This is a genomic window from Bordetella holmesii (assembly GCF_020735985.1).
GTDB classification, from domain to species: Bacteria; Pseudomonadota; Gammaproteobacteria; order Burkholderiales; family Burkholderiaceae_B; genus Bordetella; species Bordetella holmesii.
In genome coordinates, this window is the sequence record NZ_CP085973.1 from 430,680 (window position 1) to 446,708 (window position 16,029).

The following is a 16,029-nucleotide window of genomic DNA, read 5'->3' on the forward strand; positions in this document are numbered from 1 at the left end:
TTTTCATTGGAGCGCTTAATTACCCAGCTTGCCGCGCTGGTCGCGCACCTTGGCCAGCGTTTCGTTGAACTGGGCCACGCGGGCCTTTTCTTGTTCAACCACGGCGGCTGGCGCCCGTTCGACAAAACTGGGGTTGCTCAGTTTGCCGGCAGCTTTGCCGATCTCGCCCTCCAGGCGGGCGATCTCCTTGTCCAGGCGCGCGCGCTCGGCCACGACGTCGACTTCGACATGCAGCATGAGCCTGGCCTTTCCCACCACCTGCACAGGGGCTCCGGCGTCGGGCAGCGTGTCGGCAACATCGACCTGGCTGAGTTTGGCAAGCGCCGCGAGATACGGCGCATTGCGGCGCAGCAGGGCGGCGTCACCCTGCGCGATCAGCGGGACGCGCTGCGCCGGCGACAGGCCCATCTCGCCGCGCAGCGCGCGCACGGCTTCGATCTGGGCCTTGAGTTCAGCGACTTCGGCTTCCGCCTCGAGGTCGATCGCGGCGGGATTGGCGCGCGGGTAGGGCTGCACGCTGACGCTGTCGGCGTGGCCGGCGATGCGTTTGCCGGCGACGACCGAAACTTTCTGCCAGAGCTCTTCCGTAATGAATGGGATGATGGGGTGAGCCAGGCGCAGGACGACTTCCAGCACGCGGATGAGCGTGCGGCGAGTGCCCAGTTGCTGGGCAGGGGTGCCGGTCTGGATCTGAACCTTGGCCAGTTCGAGATACCAGTCGCAGTACTCATCCCAGACGTAGCGATACAACGCATTGGCGATATTGTCGAAGCGGTAGTCGTCAAAGCCGCGCGCAATGTCTGCTTCCAACGCTTGCAATTGGCTGACGATCCAACGATCCGCAAAGGACAGCTCGCCTTGCTCGGTGCCATGCAGAGCGTGGCCTTCCGTGTTCATCAGCACGAAGCGGGTAGCGTTCCAGAGCTTGTTGCAGAAGTTGCGGTAACCCTCGCAGCACTTGAGGTCGAAATTGATATTGCGGCCCAGCGTGGCGTAGGCCGCCATGGTAAAGCGCAGTGCGTCCGTACCGAAAGCCGGAATGCCATCGGGGAACTGGCGGCGCGTGGCCTTTTCAATCGAGCCGGCCTGCTTTGGGTTCATCAAGCCATAGGTGCGCTTGGCTACGAGCTGTTCCAGGTCGATGCCGTCGATGAGGTCGACGGGATCCAGCGTGTTGCCTTTGGATTTGCTCATCTTATGGCCGTCGGCATCGCGGATCAGTCCATGCACGTAAACGTGCTTGAACGGAATGTTGCCGGTCATGTGCATGGTGAGCATCACCATGCGCGCGACCCAGAAGAAAATGATGTCAAAGCCCGTGACCAGCACGCTGGACGGCAGATAGCGGGCCAGGTCTTCGGTCTTCTCGGGCCAGCCAAGCGTCGTAAACGGTACGAGGCCGGAGGAAAACCAGGTGTCCAATACATCCGGGTCACGTGTCAGCGGACCGGTCACGCCAGCGGCGCGGGCCAACTCCAGTGCCTCTTCTTCGGAGTGGGCCACAAAGCAACGGCCGTCCTCGGCATACCACGCAGGAATCTGGTGGCCCCACCACAACTGGCGGGAGATGCACCAATCCTGGATATTGTTGAGCCACTGGTTATAGATAGTGGTCCAGTTCTCGGGATAGAACTGAATACTACCGTCGGCCACGGCCTGCAATGCCACCTCGGTGATGCTCTTGCCGGGATTGAACGTGCCCTCCGGGGCCGGTTCGCTCATGGCGACGAACCACTGATCGGTCAGCATGGGTTCGAGCACCACACCAGTGCGATCGCCCTTGGGCTGCATCATCTTGTGCGGCTCGACCTTGACCAGGTATCCTTTTTGCTCAAGCTCGGCGACGACGGCCTTGCGGGCTTCGTAGCGCTCCAGACCCTGGAATTGCGTGGGGCCGTTTTCGTTGATGTGAGCGTCGAGCGTAAAGATGACGATCAACGGCAGTTTGTGGCGCAACGCGCAGGCGTAGTCGTTGAAATCATGCGCCCCGGTGATCTTCACGCAGCCGGTGCCGAATTTCGGATCGACGAAGTCGTCTGCGATGATGGGGATGTTGCGGTCGCACAGGGGCAGTTCGACCAGCTTGCCCACCAGGTGCTTGTAGCGCGGGTCGTCGGGATGCACGCACAGGGCCCCATCGGCGAGCATGGTCTCGGGGCGGGTGGTCGCGATGGTCATGCCGCGCAGGGTGACCGGATTGCCTTCCTCGTCGATGATGGTTTGCGGGCCGTCGACGAAGGGGTAGAGGATGTGCCACATGTGGCCATCGGTCTCCTCGGATTGCACCTCGAGGTCGGAGACGGCGGTCAGCAGCTTGGGATCCCAATTCACCAGCCGCTTGCCGCGGTAGATAAGGCCCTGGCGGTAGAGCTCAACGAACGTCTGGACGACGCCGCGCGACATGCGGTCGTCCATCGTGAAGTACTCGCGTGGCCAGTCCGCCGAGGCGCCCAGGCGGCGCACTTGGCTGGTGATGGTGTTGCCGGACTGTTCTTTCCATTCCCACACTTTCTCGACGAAGCGCTCGCGCCCCAAGTCGTGGCGCGAGAGTTTCTGCGCGTCCAGTTGGCGTTCGACCACGATCTGCGTGGCGATGCCGGCGTGATCGGTGCCAGGGATGAAAACGGTGTCATCGCCCGTCATGCGGTGGTAGCGGATCAGGCCATCCATGATGGTCTGATTGAAGGCATGGCCCATATGCAGCGTGCCCGTCACGTTCGGCGGCGGGAACTGGATGCAATAGGGCTGAGGGTCGGTCCCTGTTTCTACGTGGCGGCCTGCCTGGAAGTAGCCGCGAAGGTTCCATTCGTCATACCAGCGTGATTCGATATCGGTGGGCTCGAAGCTCTTTGAGAGCTCCGCAGTGTCGTTTTTGGGGTCGGCAGCTTGAGTCATTACGGGGTTCCGGCAGACAGGGGGCCAGCAAAAGCCGGCCAGGCAAACCACTGATTTTAAGATGTAATAGGTTTTTGTCGCCGTGCTAGAATGTTGGGTTACTGTAAACCTTTTAGAAGTCCCTGTTTTTATTGGAGAAATCTGACTGGTTGGCAGTGCCGAATCCGGGTTTTGACGAGTTCGGGCGCGTGATTGCGTCCTTGCCTGCGCAAAACGGCCAGGCGCAAGAGATGCAGCGAAGCCATTCGCGGAACGCTTTGTCCGGACTCGCGTCAAATTCCCTCAGCATAAAACTGTCTCAGCAGACTTTGGAGTTTCCATGTCGATTCAACGTACCCTCTCGATCATCAAGCCTGATGCCGTCGCCAAGAACGTCATCGGTCAGATCGTTGCCCGCTTCGAGCAGGCCGGCCTGAAGGTCATCGCCGCCCGCTTGCAGCAACTGTCGCGCGCCGATGCCGAGCGCTTCTACGCCGTGCACAAAGAACGCCCCTTCTTCAAGGACCTGGTCGACTTCATGGTCTCCGGTCCCGTGTTCATCCAGGTTCTCGAAGGCGAAAACGCCATCCAGACCAACCGTGACCTGATGGGTGCCACCGATCCCAAGAAGGCCGCCCCGGGCACCATCCGCGCCGACTTCGCCGACAGCATCGATGCCAACGCCGTGCACGGTTCGGATGCTCCGGAAACCGCCGCCGTGGAAGTCGCGTTCTTCTTCCCCGAGATCAACATCCACAGCCGTTGATATTCGATAGCTGCTTTACTCTGTAAGTCATGGACAACGCCGAATCAATCAATCTGCTGGGCATGGATGCCAAGGCACTGGCCGACCTGGTTGGCCAGTGGGGTGGCAAGCCTTTTCGCGCCCGGCAGTTGCAGCGCTGGATACACCAGCGCGGCGTGGATTCGTTCGACGCCATGAGCGACCTTGCGCGCGATTTTCGCGCGCAATTGACAGAGCGATGCGTCATCGAGGCGCTGCCGGTAAACATCGAGCAGCGCTCGGCCGACGGTACGCGCAAGTGGCTGTTCGACGTCGGGCAGGGCAATGCCATCGAGACCGTGTTCATCCCCGAGGATGATCGCGGCACGCTGTGCATTTCCAGCCAGGCAGGTTGTGTGGTCAATTGTCGTTTCTGTTCGACTGGACACCAGGGCTTTAACCGTAATCTCAAAACCAGCGAGATCATCGGGCAGCTCTGGTGGGCCAAGCGTGTGCTCGAGGCCGACGTCGGCAGCGCGCGGCTGGCACAGGCCAGTGGCGAAGATACGCGCGTCATCAGTAACGTGGTCATGATGGGCATGGGTGAGCCCCTGCTCAATTATGATCAGGTTCTGCCGGCGCTGCGCATGATGCTCGACGACAATGGCTACGGCCTGTCGCGCCGCCGGGTCACCGTCTCCACCTCGGGCGTCGTGCCCATGATGGACCGCCTGTCGCAGGACTGCCCCGTGGCGTTGGCCGTCTCGCTGCATGCGCCGAATGATGCGCTGCGCGACGACCTGGTGCCGCTGAACAAGAAGTACCCGCTGAAAGAGCTGCTGGCCGCCTGCGAGCGTTATCTTGCCCATGCACCGCGCGATTTCATCACTTTCGAATACTGCATGTTGGACGGCATCAACGATACCGACCAGCATGCGCGGGAGCTGATCCAGTTGGCCCGCCAGGTGCGCTGCAAGCTGAATCTCATTCCCTTTAATCCCTTTCCCGCTTCCGGTCTGAAACGTTCGCCGGCGCCGAGAGTAAGGGTTTTCGCCCAGCGCCTGATGGACGCGGGCATCATCACCACCGTGCGCAAGACGCGGGGAGACGACATCGACGCCGCCTGTGGTCAATTGGCCGGTGAAGTCAAAGATCGCACCCGCATCACTGAACGTAACGCCGCCGCCCGTTCCATTCCCATCAGACAGGTGCATGCATGACGCAGGATCTCGCTTCGGCTGTTCAACCCTCAGCGGCAACGCCCGCGCAAGGCGGCAGCGTCGGGGCGGCCCTGCAAAGTCTGAGGCAAGCCAAGGGCTGGTCGCTCGAAGAGGTTTCCAGTCGGATCAAGTTCTCCACGCGTCAGCTCGAGGCCCTTGAGGCCGAACGTTGGGATGAGCTGCCTACGGGCGTGTCCTTGCGTGGTCTGATTCGTAATTATGCCCGTCTGCTGGGTGCCGACCCGACGGCCATCGTCGGTTCGCTCGACGGTCAGGTGCGTGCCACGGCTCCCGCCAGACTAGGTGCCAGCCGCTCCCTGCATGGCAATGGCCTGGCGGTGGATGAAGAACGGACCGCCAGCTCATGGGGCTGGATAGTCGTCATCATCGCTTTGCTGGCCGTGGGGGTTGCTTACGCATTCTGGCAAGGCTGGCTGCCGCAGCACTGGCTGCCATCCCAGTGGTTTTCCAAGTTGAGCCAGTAACTCCGGACCAACATGCAAGATTTGCCCAATCCCTGCGAGGACACGCCGCCACCGGCCGCGGGTTCTTTGCCGCGTCGCGCCACGCGTGCGGTCCAAGTCAAATGGGGTGAACGGGTCGTCACCGTCGGTGGCGGCAATCCGGTCGTCGTGCAATCCATGACGAATACCGATACCGCCGACCCCATTGCCACCGCGATCCAGGTCAAGGAGCTGGTGCAAGCCGGCTCCGAGATCGTGCGCATCACGGTCAATACACCCGAAGCGGCACGCGAAGTCATCGCCATCCGCGAGCAGCTCGACCGCATGAATGTGTCGGTGCCGCTGGTGGGCGATTTTCACTATAACGGGCACAAGTTGTTGACGCAGTTTCCCGACTGCGCTCAGGCTTTGTCCAAGTACCGCATCAACCCCGGCAACATGGGCGGGGGCAAGCGGCGCGACGATAACTTCGCGCAAATGATTGACGTGGCCTGCCGTCACGACAAGCCGGTACGCATCGGCGTGAACTGGGGTAGCCTGGACCACGAACTCATGGCCCGCAAGATGGACGAGAACAGCCGGCGCGCCCGTCCTTGGGAGGCGCAGGCGGTGATGCGCGATGCGTTGGTGATTTCAGCTATCACCAATGCGCAACGCGCCCAGGAGCTGGGTCTGCGCGGCGACGCCATTATTCTGTCGTGCAAGGTCAGTCACGTGCAGGACCTCATCGCGGTCTACCGTGATCTGTCCTCGCGATGTGACTATCCGCTGCATCTGGGCTTGACTGAGGCGGGCATGGGCAGCAAGGGCATCGTGGCCTCCACTGCCGCCCTGGCCGTGCTGTTGCAGGAAGGTATCGGAGATACCATTCGCATATCGCTCACCCCTGAGCCGGGCGGAGATCGGGGGCGTGAATCCATCGTGGCGCAGGAAATCCTGCAGACCATGGGCTTGCGTGCGTTCACGCCCATGGTCGTGGCCTGCCCCGGTTGTGGCCGCACCAGCAGCACGTTCTTCCAAGAGTTGGCCGACAGCATCCAGACTTTCTTGCGCCGCCAGATGCCAATCTGGCGTAGCCGCTATCCCGGTGTGGAAAGCATGAACGTCGCTGTCATGGGCTGTGTGGTCAACGGTCCCGGAGAAAGCCGTCATGCCGATATCGGCATCAGCTTGCCCGGCACCGGTGAAGTGCCCGCGGCGCCCGTTTTCATCGACGGTGAGCGCACGGTTACGCTCAAGGGCGACCATATCGCCGAAGAGTTCCAGGCCATTGTCGAAGACTACGTCGCGCGCCGTTATGGCGCCGCTGTTTCCCATTAAGTACAAGGACAGGCGGGTGGTTCGCCGCCGGCATGACAGAAATGACGCAAGCTTTTCAGAAAGTCTCCGCGATTCGCGGGATGAATGATGTATTGCCTGACACGAGCGCCCAATGGGAGCGTTTCGAGGAGATCGTGCGCGATTGGTTGCAGGGCTACGGCTACCGCAACGTGCGAACACCCATTCTCGAGCAGACCCGGTTGTTTACGCGTGGTATCGGCGAAGTGACGGACATCGTCGAAAAAGAGATGTACACCTTCACCGATGCGCTCAATGGCGAGTCGTTGACGATGCGTCCGGAGATGACGGCTGGCGTGGTGCGCGCCGCCATCGAGCACAACTTGCTCTATGATCGCCCGCAGCGCGTCTACTCGATCGGTCCGGTCTTTCGCCATGAGCGTCCTCAGCGTGGCCGTTATCGCCAGTTTCATCAGATCGATGTCGAGGCGCTGGGTTTCGCCGGCCCGGATATCGACGCCGAACTTATCGTCATGTTGGCGCGCTTGTGGAAAAAACTGGGCCTGACGGACATCCGCCTTGAACTCAATTCACTGGGCCAGCCCGCCGAACGCGCCGCCCATCGCGCCGCGTTGATCGAATACCTGGAAAAGCACGCCGACATCCTGGATGAGGATGGCAAGCGGCGCCTCTACACCAATCCGCTGCGAGTGCTGGACACCAAGAATCCGGCGCTGCAGGATATGGCTAATGGCGCGCCGCGACTGTTCGATTTCCTGGGTGAGGAGTCGCGCGCGCATTTTGACGGCGTCTGCCAGCGTCTGGACGAAGCCGGCATCGCCTTTCGCCTGAATCCGCGTCTGGTGCGCGGTCTGGATTACTACAATCTCACGGTGTTCGAGTGGGTGACCGACCGTCTCGGTGCCCAGGGCACGGTGTGCGGCGGCGGACGCTACGACGGGTTGATCGAGTTGTTGGGTGGCAAGGCGGCGGCTGCCGTCGGGTTCGCCATCGGCATGGAGCGTCTGCTGGATTTGTGGGAGCAAAGCGCAGGTGTGCAGGTGCGCGCCGAATGCGAGGTCTACATCGTGCATCAGGGCGAGCAAGCTCAGCGTCTGGCCGCGAAGGTGGGCGAAGACTTGCGCGATGCAGGGCTGTCGGTCGTCGTGCATGCCGGAACGGGCAGTTTCAAGTCCCAGTTCAAACGTGCTGATGCCAGCGGTGCCCGCGTTGCGGTTATTCTTGGCGACGACGAAGTGGCCACCCAGACCGCAAGTGTCAAATATTTGCGCGCCGATGCCGGTGGTGAAGGCGCTCAGGAAAAAGTCTCGCTGGCGATGCTGGCTGGCGTGTTGGAATCCAAGGGTTAACGCATGGCATACGATCTCGAAGAACAGGAAAAACTGGACGCTCTCAAGGCATGGTGGTCGCGCTACGGCACGCTGCTGCTGTCGGTGGCGACCGTTGTCGTGGTGGTCTGGGGCGGCTGGAGCGGCTGGAAGGCCTATCAGACCTATCGTGCCAATCAGGCCATGGGCTATTTTGAGGCGCTCGAGGATGCTGCCCGGCTGGGCGGTACCGATTCTGCGGCGCGCATCAAGGCTGCGGTCAACACGCTGCGTACCGATTACCCTCACACCGGATATGCTGGGCGTGGGGTGCTGATCGCGGCCAATGCGCTGGCCGAGCAAAAGGATGTCGATGGCGCGCGTCAGCAGCTGGAATGGCTGGCCGCCCAGGACAAGCAGCCCGCTTTGCAGCCGGTGGCGCGTCTGCGTCTGGCTGGCCTGCTGCTGGAGCAGAAGCAGTACGACGCGGCGCTGGGGCAGTTGAACAATCCTCCGGCGGCCTTCGCGGCGTTGTTCGCAGACCGCCGTGGCGATATTCTTGCAGCGCAAGGCAAGCGCGAGCAGGCTCGCGCTGCTTGGCAACAGGCTATTGACGGCCTGGGTACCAACAACCCGTTGACCCAGGTCGTGCAACTGAAACTCGATGCTTTGACCGGAGCTTGAACGCGATGCGCATTTCCCTTTCCGGCCGCGCCCGACGCGGTGCAGTGGTGGTCTGCGGACTGTTGGCCCTTTCCGGGTGCTCACTTTTTTCCAGCTCGGACACCCGCTATGATCCTGCCCCGCTGACGGAGTACGTCGCCGGCATGTCGGTGCGCACCGTCTGGTCGCAGTCGATCGGCAGCGGTTCGGGCCTGGGCTTTGCGCCAACGGTTCTGGGCGATGCGGCGTACGCCGCATCGCCCGATGGTTCCGTAGCCAAACTGGATCTGCTTAGCGGCCGCATCCTCTGGAAGGCCGCCGCCGGATCTTCGTTGTCGGCCGGCGCCGGCAGTGATGGCACCACGACCGCCGTTGCCTCCCCGGGCGGCATGATCATCGCCTTTGATGAGACGGGCAAGGTCAAGTGGCGCGCTCAGGCAACCAGCGATGTGGCGATTCCTCCGGTGGTCGGGTATGGCGTCGTTGTCGTGCGTAGCGGCGACTACCGTATCCAGGCGTTTGATGCCAATAGCGGCGAACGCCTCTGGAGCCTGCAACGACCCGGTCCGGCGCTCGCCTTGCGTAGCGTCTCCGAGATGATAATGGCCGAAGGCATGGTCATCACCGGTTTGCCGGGCGGCAAACTTTTGGCCATCAATGCCGCGTCGGGCAATGTCCAATGGGAAGGCACCGTTGCTACACCCAAGGGTGCCAGCGACCTGGAGCGCCTGACCGATGTGGTTGGCTCGCCCCGTATCGCGGGCCCGTTGCTGTGCGCCGTTGCCTATCAGGGGCGTATCGTCTGCTTTGATGTGACGCAAGGCGGCCGGCCGGTATGGGCCAAGGATTTCTCCAGCTCCACTGGCATGAGCATCGACCAGCGCTTTGCCTTTGCGTCCGATCAGTACAGCGTCGTGCACGCTTTCGATCTGACCAACGGCAACAATGCCTGGAAACAGTCCGCCCTGAAGAATCGCGGACTGACTGCGCCGGCCTTCCTCGGTGAAGGCATGGCCGTGGGTGACAATGAAGGTTACGTGCACTTCCTGTCGCGCAGCGACGGCCATCTGCTTGCCCGTTTGTCCGTGGGTGGCGGAGCCGTCCTATCGCCGCCGCAATCGACGCCCCAGGGTGTCCTGGTCCAGACCGGCAACGGCAATCTGGTCCTCATCGGCACTAACTGAACCTCTTAGAGCAAGCCTTACACCGTGTCCTTCAAGCCTGTTGTTGCCCTGGTGGGCCGACCCAATGTGGGCAAGTCCACCCTCTTTAATCGCCTGACGCGCTCCCGCGCGGCGTTAGTGGCCGACTATTCCGGCCTCACCCGCGATCGGCATTATGGTGAGGGCAGGGTGGGCGACATTCCGTTCATCGTGATCGATACGGGCGGTTTCGAACCGGTTGCCAAGGATGGGATTCTGGCCGAAATGGCACGTCAGACCCGTCAGGCGATTGCCGAAGCCGACGTCGTGGTCTTTCTGGTCGACGCCCGTGCCGGTCTTAATGCCCATGATCATGAAATCGCCCGTTTGCTGCGTAAGTCCGGTCAGCAGCGTGTGCTGTTGGCGGTCAACAAGGCCGAGGGCATGAATGAAGGCAAGGCCATCTCCGAGTTCTACGAGCTGGGCCTGGGCGAGCCACATCCCATCTCGGCTGCGCATGGCGACGGCATCGGCGACTTGATCGAGGTTGCGCTGCAAGACTTGGCTGCACCCGAGGAAGAGGTCGAACCGAGCGAGCAGGACGGAGTCGAACACCGTATCAAGCTGGCCATCGTCGGTCGTCCCAATGTGGGCAAATCCACATTGATCAATACCTTGATGGGCGAAGAGCGGGTCATTGCCTTTGACCTGCCGGGTACCACCAGGGATGCCATCGAGATCGATTTCGAGCGCGATGGGCGCAAGTACACCCTCATCGATACCGCCGGCTTGCGCAAGCGCGGCAAGGTGTTCGAGGCGGTCGAGAAGTTTTCGGTCATCAAGACACTGCAAGCCATCGAGGCTAGCAATGTGGTGCTGTTGATGCTGGACGCCCAATCCGAGATTTCCGAGCAGGATGCCCACATCGCCGGCTTCGTGCTGGAGACCGGGCGCGCGGTCGTCGTGGCCATCAATAAATGGGATGGCCTGGACGACGAGCAGCGCGAACGCATCGAACGCGAGTTCCAGCGCAAGCTGCGCTTTCTGTCGTTTGCGCGCATGCACACGATTTCCGCGCTCAAGGGCCAGGGCATTCGTCCTTTGCTCAAGTCGGTCAATGCGGCGCACGCCGCGGCCTTTGCCAAGCTGTCCACGCCCAAGCTTACGCGCGAGCTGCAGGCGGCGGTCGAGCAGCAGCAGCCGCCGCGCAAGGGAATTTTCCGCCCCAAGATGCGCTACGCGCACCAGGGTGGCCAAAACCCGCCGCTTATCGTCGTGCACGGCAGCGCGCTGGATGCCATTCCCGATTCTTATCGCCGCTATCTGGAGACGCGTTTCCGTAACGCCTTCGATTTGGCCGGCACGCCATTGCGCATTGAGTTCAAGGCTTCGCGCAACCCTTATGCCCAGGATAAGGAATGAGCCAGTACTGGAGTCCCGTGGTCGCCACGCTGAGCCCCTACGTACCCGGCGAGCAGCCCAAGTTGCAGAACCTGGTCAAGCTCAACACCAACGAAAATCCCTATCCTCCCTCACCGAAAGTGCTGCAAGCCATCCGGGCTGCCGCTAGCGATGCGCTTCGACTCTATCCGTACCCTACGTCCGAAGGGTTGTGTCAGGCCGTAGCCCGGGCACTGGCCGTGGAGCCGGATCAGGTATTTGTGGGAAACGGATCCGACGAAATTCTGGCTCACGCCTTCCAGGCTTTCTTCAAGCATGATGGCCGTCCGCTGCTGTTTCCGGACATAAGCTACAGCTTCTACCCCGTTTATTGCGGGCTCTACCAGATCGAGCATCAGACGATCCCGCTGGATGAGTCATATGGTGTGGTGGTTGACGACTACTTGCCGCGCGCGGGCTGCCAGGCAGGCGGAGTAATCCTGCCCAATCCCAATGCGCCTACCGGCCGCGCGTTGTCTTTGACCGACATTGAGAGGCTGGTTACGGGCAATCCGCAGTGCGTAGTGTTGATCGATGAGGCCTATGTCGATTTCGGTGCCGACTCTGCTGTCGCGCTGGTGGGCCGGCACCCCAATCTGCTGGTCGTGCAGACGCTGTCCAAATCGCGCTCCCTGGCCGGCTTGCGGGTGGGTTTCGCTATCGGTCATCCGGCACTCATCGATGGCCTCAAACGCGTCAAGGACAGCTTTAATTCCTACCCGATAGACCGAATTGCTGCCGTGGGCGCGACCGCCGCCATGGATGACAAGGCTTACTTCGAGCGCACTCGCCAGGCGGTGATGGCCAGCCGGCAGCGTCTGGTTGCCGGGTTGGAAGAGTTGGGTTTTGACGTGCTGCCGTCCGCAGCCAATTTCGTGTTTGCGCGGCATCCCGCGCACGATGGGGGCCAACTGGCCGCGCAACTGCGCGAGCGCAACATCATCGTGCGGCACTTCAAACGGCCGCGCATAGACCAGTTTCTACGTATTACGGTGGGGACGGACGCTGACTGCTCCAGTTTGATCGCAGCGTTGAAGACCCTATTGAATTGACACTGCCCCGGAATCGCGCCGCCCGTGGTGATCTTTGTTTTTTAAAGATTTCCATCGGTCCGGGGAGTTGAAATCTCTCGTGGCAATTCCATTTTTGGCCAAGTGGCACGGGCCGGGAAAACCCTGTAGAGTACACATTTCGGCGTTTGCCACCACTCAAAACAAACAAATGGAGCCTGGCCAATGAGCAATAAAGGGCAAACTTTGCAAGATCCGTTTTTGAACACACTGCGCAAGGAACACGTGCCGGTGTCGATCTATCTGGTAAACGGCATCAAGCTTCAGGGGCAGATCGAATCTTTTGATCAATACGTTGTGCTCTTGCGCAACACTGTCACGCAGATGGTATACAAGCATGCCATCTCCACGGTTGTGCCGGCCCGTGCCGTCAACTTTCAGGTGGAAGTTCCCGCTGAATAAACGTCTCGCTCCAGCTTTACCTCTTGCTGCCCGCCGCACGTCACGTGCAGGCGGGCATTTTCGCTGTGGTTCCAAAATGGAGCATCCATGCGCGCATTGATCATCAGTGTTGACCTCGGAGATCCTGATCATCAGGCGCACGCCGATGAGTTTCTCATGCTGGCCGAAGGCGCCGGCGCCGAGATCGTCGGGACGCTGAATGCGCGTCGCGACAGGCCTGACGCCAAATACTTCATCGGTTCCGGCAAGGTGGAGGAGGGCGTGGCGCTGGCGGGGGCCGCTCTGGCCGACATCGTTCTTTTCGATCAACCGCTTTCCCCTGCGCAGCAGCGCAACCTCGAACGCGAGTTCAATCTGCGCGTGGTCGATCGGGTCGCGCTCATTCTCGATATCTTTGCGCTCAGAGCCAAGAGCCACGAAGGCAAGTTGCAGGTCGAGCTGGCCCAGTTGCAGCATCTGTCTACCCGCTTGACCCGGATGTGGAGTCACCTGGAGAGGCAGCGCGGCGGCATAGGTATGCGTGGCCCGGGCGAGTCCCAGCTGGAAATGGATCGCCGCATGATCGGGGCCAAGGTCAAAATGCTGCGCGAGCGCCTGGATCGTGTCGAACGCCAGCGCGTCACCCAGCGACGCGCCCGAGCCCGCGGTGGTGCATTGTCCGTGTCGTTGGTCGGCTATACCAACGCCGGCAAGTCGACGCTGTTCAACTCCCTGACGCGTGCCGGCGCCTATGCTGCCGATCAGCTTTTTGCCACGCTCGATACGACCACACGGCGCATCTGGATCGAGGGGGCGGGTTCGGTAGTGCTCTCGGACACGGTGGGGTTCATTCGTGATCTGCCGCCCAATCTCATCGCGGCGTTTCGGGCCACTCTTGAAGAAACCGTGCATGCCGATCTGCTATTGCATGTCGTCGATGCTGCGAGCCCGCAGCGCGACGAACAGGTTTTCGAGGTCAACAAAGTCCTTGCGGAGATTGGTGCAGCAGAGGTCCCGACAATTCTGGTATACAACAAGATTGATCGCGCCGGCCTCGAACCTCGGGTCGAGCGAGATGCACATGGTACGATTGCGCGAGTATTTGTAAGCGCGACCGAGCGCGCTGGTCTGGATGCGTTGCGCGGGGCAATTGCAGAGATCAGTCAGATTGCGGGAAACAATGCCTCGAATCACCAAACTCTTCAATCTGAATGACCCCGGTTGGGGTCGTGGAAACAACAATGGCTCCGAGCCGCCGAAGCGGCCGCAGGGCAACGGAGACGGTCCGCCGGATCTGGACGAGGTCTGGCGCGATTTCAATAATCGCCTGGGTTCATTGTTCGGGCGCAAGGGCGGGGGCGGCAATCGTCCGAATCCGCCGCGTGGCGGTGGTTTCTCCGGGCCATCTCCCAAGGGAGCTCGCATCGGCTTAGGGGTCATCGCCCTGGTGCTGGTTGCGCTTTGGTTGGCCAGCGGCTTTTTCATCGTGCAGGAAGGCCAGGTTGCCGTCGTGACCCAGTTCGGCAAGTACAAGAGTACTGCGCCTGCTGGTTTTCAGTGGCGCCTGCCTTATCCCATTCAGAGCCAGGAGCTCGTCAATATCTCGCAGTTGCGCACCTTCGAGGTGGGCTTTCGCGGCGGCTCACGCAATAAGGTGCTGCCAGAGGCGCTGATGCTCACCACCGACGAGAACATCGTCGATATGCAGTTTGTGGTGCAGTATCGTCTGCGCGCCGACGGAGCACCGGACTATCTGTTCAAGATGCGGGATCCGGACGAAGCCGTGCGTCAGGCCGCCGAAACCGCCATGCGCGAAATCGTCGGCAGAAAGCCCATGGATTTCGTGCTGTACGAAGGCCGCACCGAGGTCGCCGGCGAAGTGCAAGCGCTGATGCAGCAGATTCTTGATCGTTACAGTGCCGGCATTCAGATCAGCACGGTGGCCATCCAGAACGTGCAGCCGCCCGAGCAGGTTCAGGCCGCCTTCGATGACGCCGTCAAGGCCGGTCAGGACCGCGAACGCCAGATCAACGAGGGTCAGGCTTATGCCAACCAGGTTGTGCCATTGGCCAGTGGTCAGGCCTCGCGCATGCTCGAGCAGGCCGAGGGCTACAGGGCCAAGGTAGTGGGCGATGCGCAAGGTAATACCGCGCGCTTTTCCTTCATCCTGGGGGAGTATCAGAAGGCGCCGCAAATCATGCGCGATCGCATGTATCTCGAGACGATGCAAGAGATCTTCGCGCGCTCGAGCAAGGTCATGGTCGATGCCGGCAAGTCCAACAATATGTTGTATTTGCCCTTGGACAAGATCATGCAGCAAGCCGCGCAGGACGCAGGCTGTCCGGGTAATGCGCTGAGTGTCCCGGGGGCTGCTCAGCCCGCGGTGCCGTCGGCCCCCACCCGCGCCAGCACGCCCGCTAGCTCATCCGGCAGTAGCGGCAGCGCAACGAGCAATACGCTGCCTCGCGACCGCATGTCGCGCTAACCGGAGGAGTCCAGATCATGCAACGTTTCATGCCCTACCTGGTCGGCCTTCTCATCATTCTGGCCGTCTTGTCATCTTGCGTTTTCGTCGTACGCGAACGCGATTACGCCTTGCAGTTCACCTTGGGTGAGGTCCGCAAGGTCATCAGCGAGCCGGGTCTGTATTTCAAGGCCCCCCCGCCGTTTCAGAATATCGTCACCTTGGACAAGCGCATCCTGACGATTGAGTCGAGCGATGCCGAGCGCATCCAGACTTCCGAAAAGAAGAACCTGCTGATCGACTCCTACGTCAAATGGCGTATTGCTGATCCGCGTCTGTTCTACGTGACCTTCGGAGGCAATGAGCGCGCCGCTCAGGAGCGTCTGCAGGCGCAAATCCGTGATGCGCTCAACGCCTCGGTCAACGTGCGCACGGTCAAGGATGTGGTCTCGACTGAGCGCGATAAAATCATGTCCGAGATCCTGGCTAACGTGGCCAAGCGCGCCGAGCCGCTGGGTGTGCACATCGTCGACGTGCGCCTGCGCCGTATCGAGTTCGCACCCGAGATTTCCGAGTCGGTATATCGCCGCATGGAAGCCGAGCGGACCCGGGTAGCCAACGAACTGCGCTCCATCGGTGCAGCGGAAAGCGAGCGCATCCGCGCCGAGGCGGATCGTCAGCGCGAAGTCATCGTGGCTGAGGCGTATGCCAAGGCCCAGGGTGTCATGGGGCAGGGAGATGCTCAGGCCAGCGCGATCTATAGCGACGCCTACAGCAAGAACCCCGATTTCTATCAGTACTACAAGAGCCTTGAAGGCTATCGCGCGGCGTTCTCCAAGCCAAGCGATGTGTTGCTGGTAGACCCCTCTTCGGACTTCTTCCGTTTCTTGAAAGGGCCGCAAGGCCAGCCCGCAACGGCCAAGTAATCGTGAAAACCACATCGGCGCCCTCGGGCGCCGATGTGGTTTCCGCCCATCAAAA

General features: G+C 61.1%; 14 protein-coding genes. 13 read left to right on the plus strand and 1 reads right to left on the minus strand.

All coding sequences use genetic code 11. The features are described from left to right. Positions 1-15 precede the first annotated feature (15 nt). On the minus strand, positions 16-2,895 hold the full coding sequence (locus tag LK440_RS01995; RefSeq protein WP_005015887.1) for a valine--tRNA ligase: 2,880 nt from the start codon (positions 2,893-2,895) through the stop codon (positions 16-18). A 319-nt stretch (positions 2,896-3,214) separates the two neighbouring features. Here LK440_RS01995 and ndk point away from each other — a divergent pair, with 319 nt between their 5' ends. The 13 genes from ndk to hflC all read left to right on the plus strand — a co-directional run bounded on the left by ndk (position 3,215) and on the right by hflC (position 15,974). Further along, positions 3,215-3,640 carry a nucleoside-diphosphate kinase gene (ndk, locus tag LK440_RS02000; RefSeq protein ID WP_005015883.1) on the plus strand — a complete coding sequence of 142 codons (426 nt, stop codon included), beginning with the start codon at positions 3,215-3,217 and terminating at the stop codon, positions 3,638-3,640. 29 nt (positions 3,641-3,669) lie between these two features. Then, positions 3,670-4,818, plus strand: a complete 1,149-nt coding sequence (gene rlmN, locus LK440_RS02005) for a 23S rRNA (adenine(2503)-C(2))-methyltransferase RlmN (protein WP_005015881.1) — start codon at positions 3,670-3,672, stop codon at positions 4,816-4,818. Further along, on the plus strand, positions 4,815-5,303 hold the full coding sequence (locus tag LK440_RS02010; protein ID WP_005015878.1) for a helix-turn-helix domain-containing protein: 489 nt from the start codon (positions 4,815-4,817) through the stop codon (positions 5,301-5,303). The genes rlmN and LK440_RS02010 overlap by 4 nt, the downstream gene beginning before the upstream one ends. A gap of 12 nt (positions 5,304-5,315) precedes the next feature. After that, on the plus strand, positions 5,316-6,602 hold the full coding sequence (ispG, locus tag LK440_RS02015; RefSeq protein ID WP_005015875.1) for a flavodoxin-dependent (E)-4-hydroxy-3-methylbut-2-enyl-diphosphate synthase: 1,287 nt from the start codon (positions 5,316-5,318) through the stop codon (positions 6,600-6,602). Between the two features lie 41 nt (positions 6,603-6,643). Beyond that, positions 6,644-7,930 (plus strand): histidine--tRNA ligase, encoded by a 1,287-nt coding sequence (gene hisS, locus LK440_RS02020; protein ID WP_017685512.1) that lies wholly within the window; start codon positions 6,644-6,646, stop codon positions 7,928-7,930. A 3-nt stretch (positions 7,931-7,933) separates the two neighbouring features. Further along, positions 7,934-8,572, plus strand: coding sequence for a YfgM family protein (locus tag LK440_RS02025; RefSeq protein ID WP_005015870.1), 639 nt, complete (start codon positions 7,934-7,936; stop codon positions 8,570-8,572). A 5-nt stretch (positions 8,573-8,577) separates the two neighbouring features. Further along, entirely contained in the window at positions 8,578-9,735 is a 1,158-nt protein-coding gene (gene bamB / locus LK440_RS02030) for an outer membrane protein assembly factor BamB (RefSeq protein WP_005015868.1), read from the plus strand. A 24-nt stretch (positions 9,736-9,759) separates the two neighbouring features. Beyond that, positions 9,760-11,115 carry a ribosome biogenesis GTPase Der gene (der, locus tag LK440_RS02035; RefSeq protein WP_005015867.1) on the plus strand — a complete coding sequence of 452 codons (1,356 nt, stop codon included), beginning with the start codon at positions 9,760-9,762 and terminating at the stop codon, positions 11,113-11,115. After that, positions 11,112-12,185 (plus strand): histidinol-phosphate transaminase, encoded by a 1,074-nt coding sequence (hisC, locus tag LK440_RS02040; protein WP_005015866.1) that lies wholly within the window; start codon positions 11,112-11,114, stop codon positions 12,183-12,185. The genes der and hisC overlap by 4 nt, the downstream gene beginning before the upstream one ends. A 183-nt stretch (positions 12,186-12,368) precedes the next feature. After that, entirely contained in the window at positions 12,369-12,605 is a 237-nt protein-coding gene (gene hfq, locus LK440_RS02045) for an RNA chaperone Hfq (protein WP_003810707.1), read from the plus strand. Between the two features lie 87 nt (positions 12,606-12,692). Beyond that, positions 12,693-13,799: a GTPase HflX gene (gene hflX / locus LK440_RS02050; RefSeq protein WP_005015862.1), complete on the plus strand. Its 1,107-nt coding sequence runs from the start codon at positions 12,693-12,695 to the stop codon at positions 13,797-13,799. Further along, on the plus strand, positions 13,765-15,069 hold the full coding sequence (gene hflK, locus LK440_RS02055) for an FtsH protease activity modulator HflK (RefSeq protein ID WP_005020041.1): 1,305 nt from the start codon (positions 13,765-13,767) through the stop codon (positions 15,067-15,069). Before hflX ends, hflK begins: the two co-directional genes overlap by 35 nt. A gap of 17 nt (positions 15,070-15,086) precedes the next feature. After that, positions 15,087-15,974 carry a protease modulator HflC gene (gene hflC, locus LK440_RS02060; protein ID WP_005020040.1) on the plus strand — a complete coding sequence of 296 codons (888 nt, stop codon included), beginning with the start codon at positions 15,087-15,089 and terminating at the stop codon, positions 15,972-15,974. The last annotated feature ends 55 nt before the right edge of the window (positions 15,975-16,029 follow it).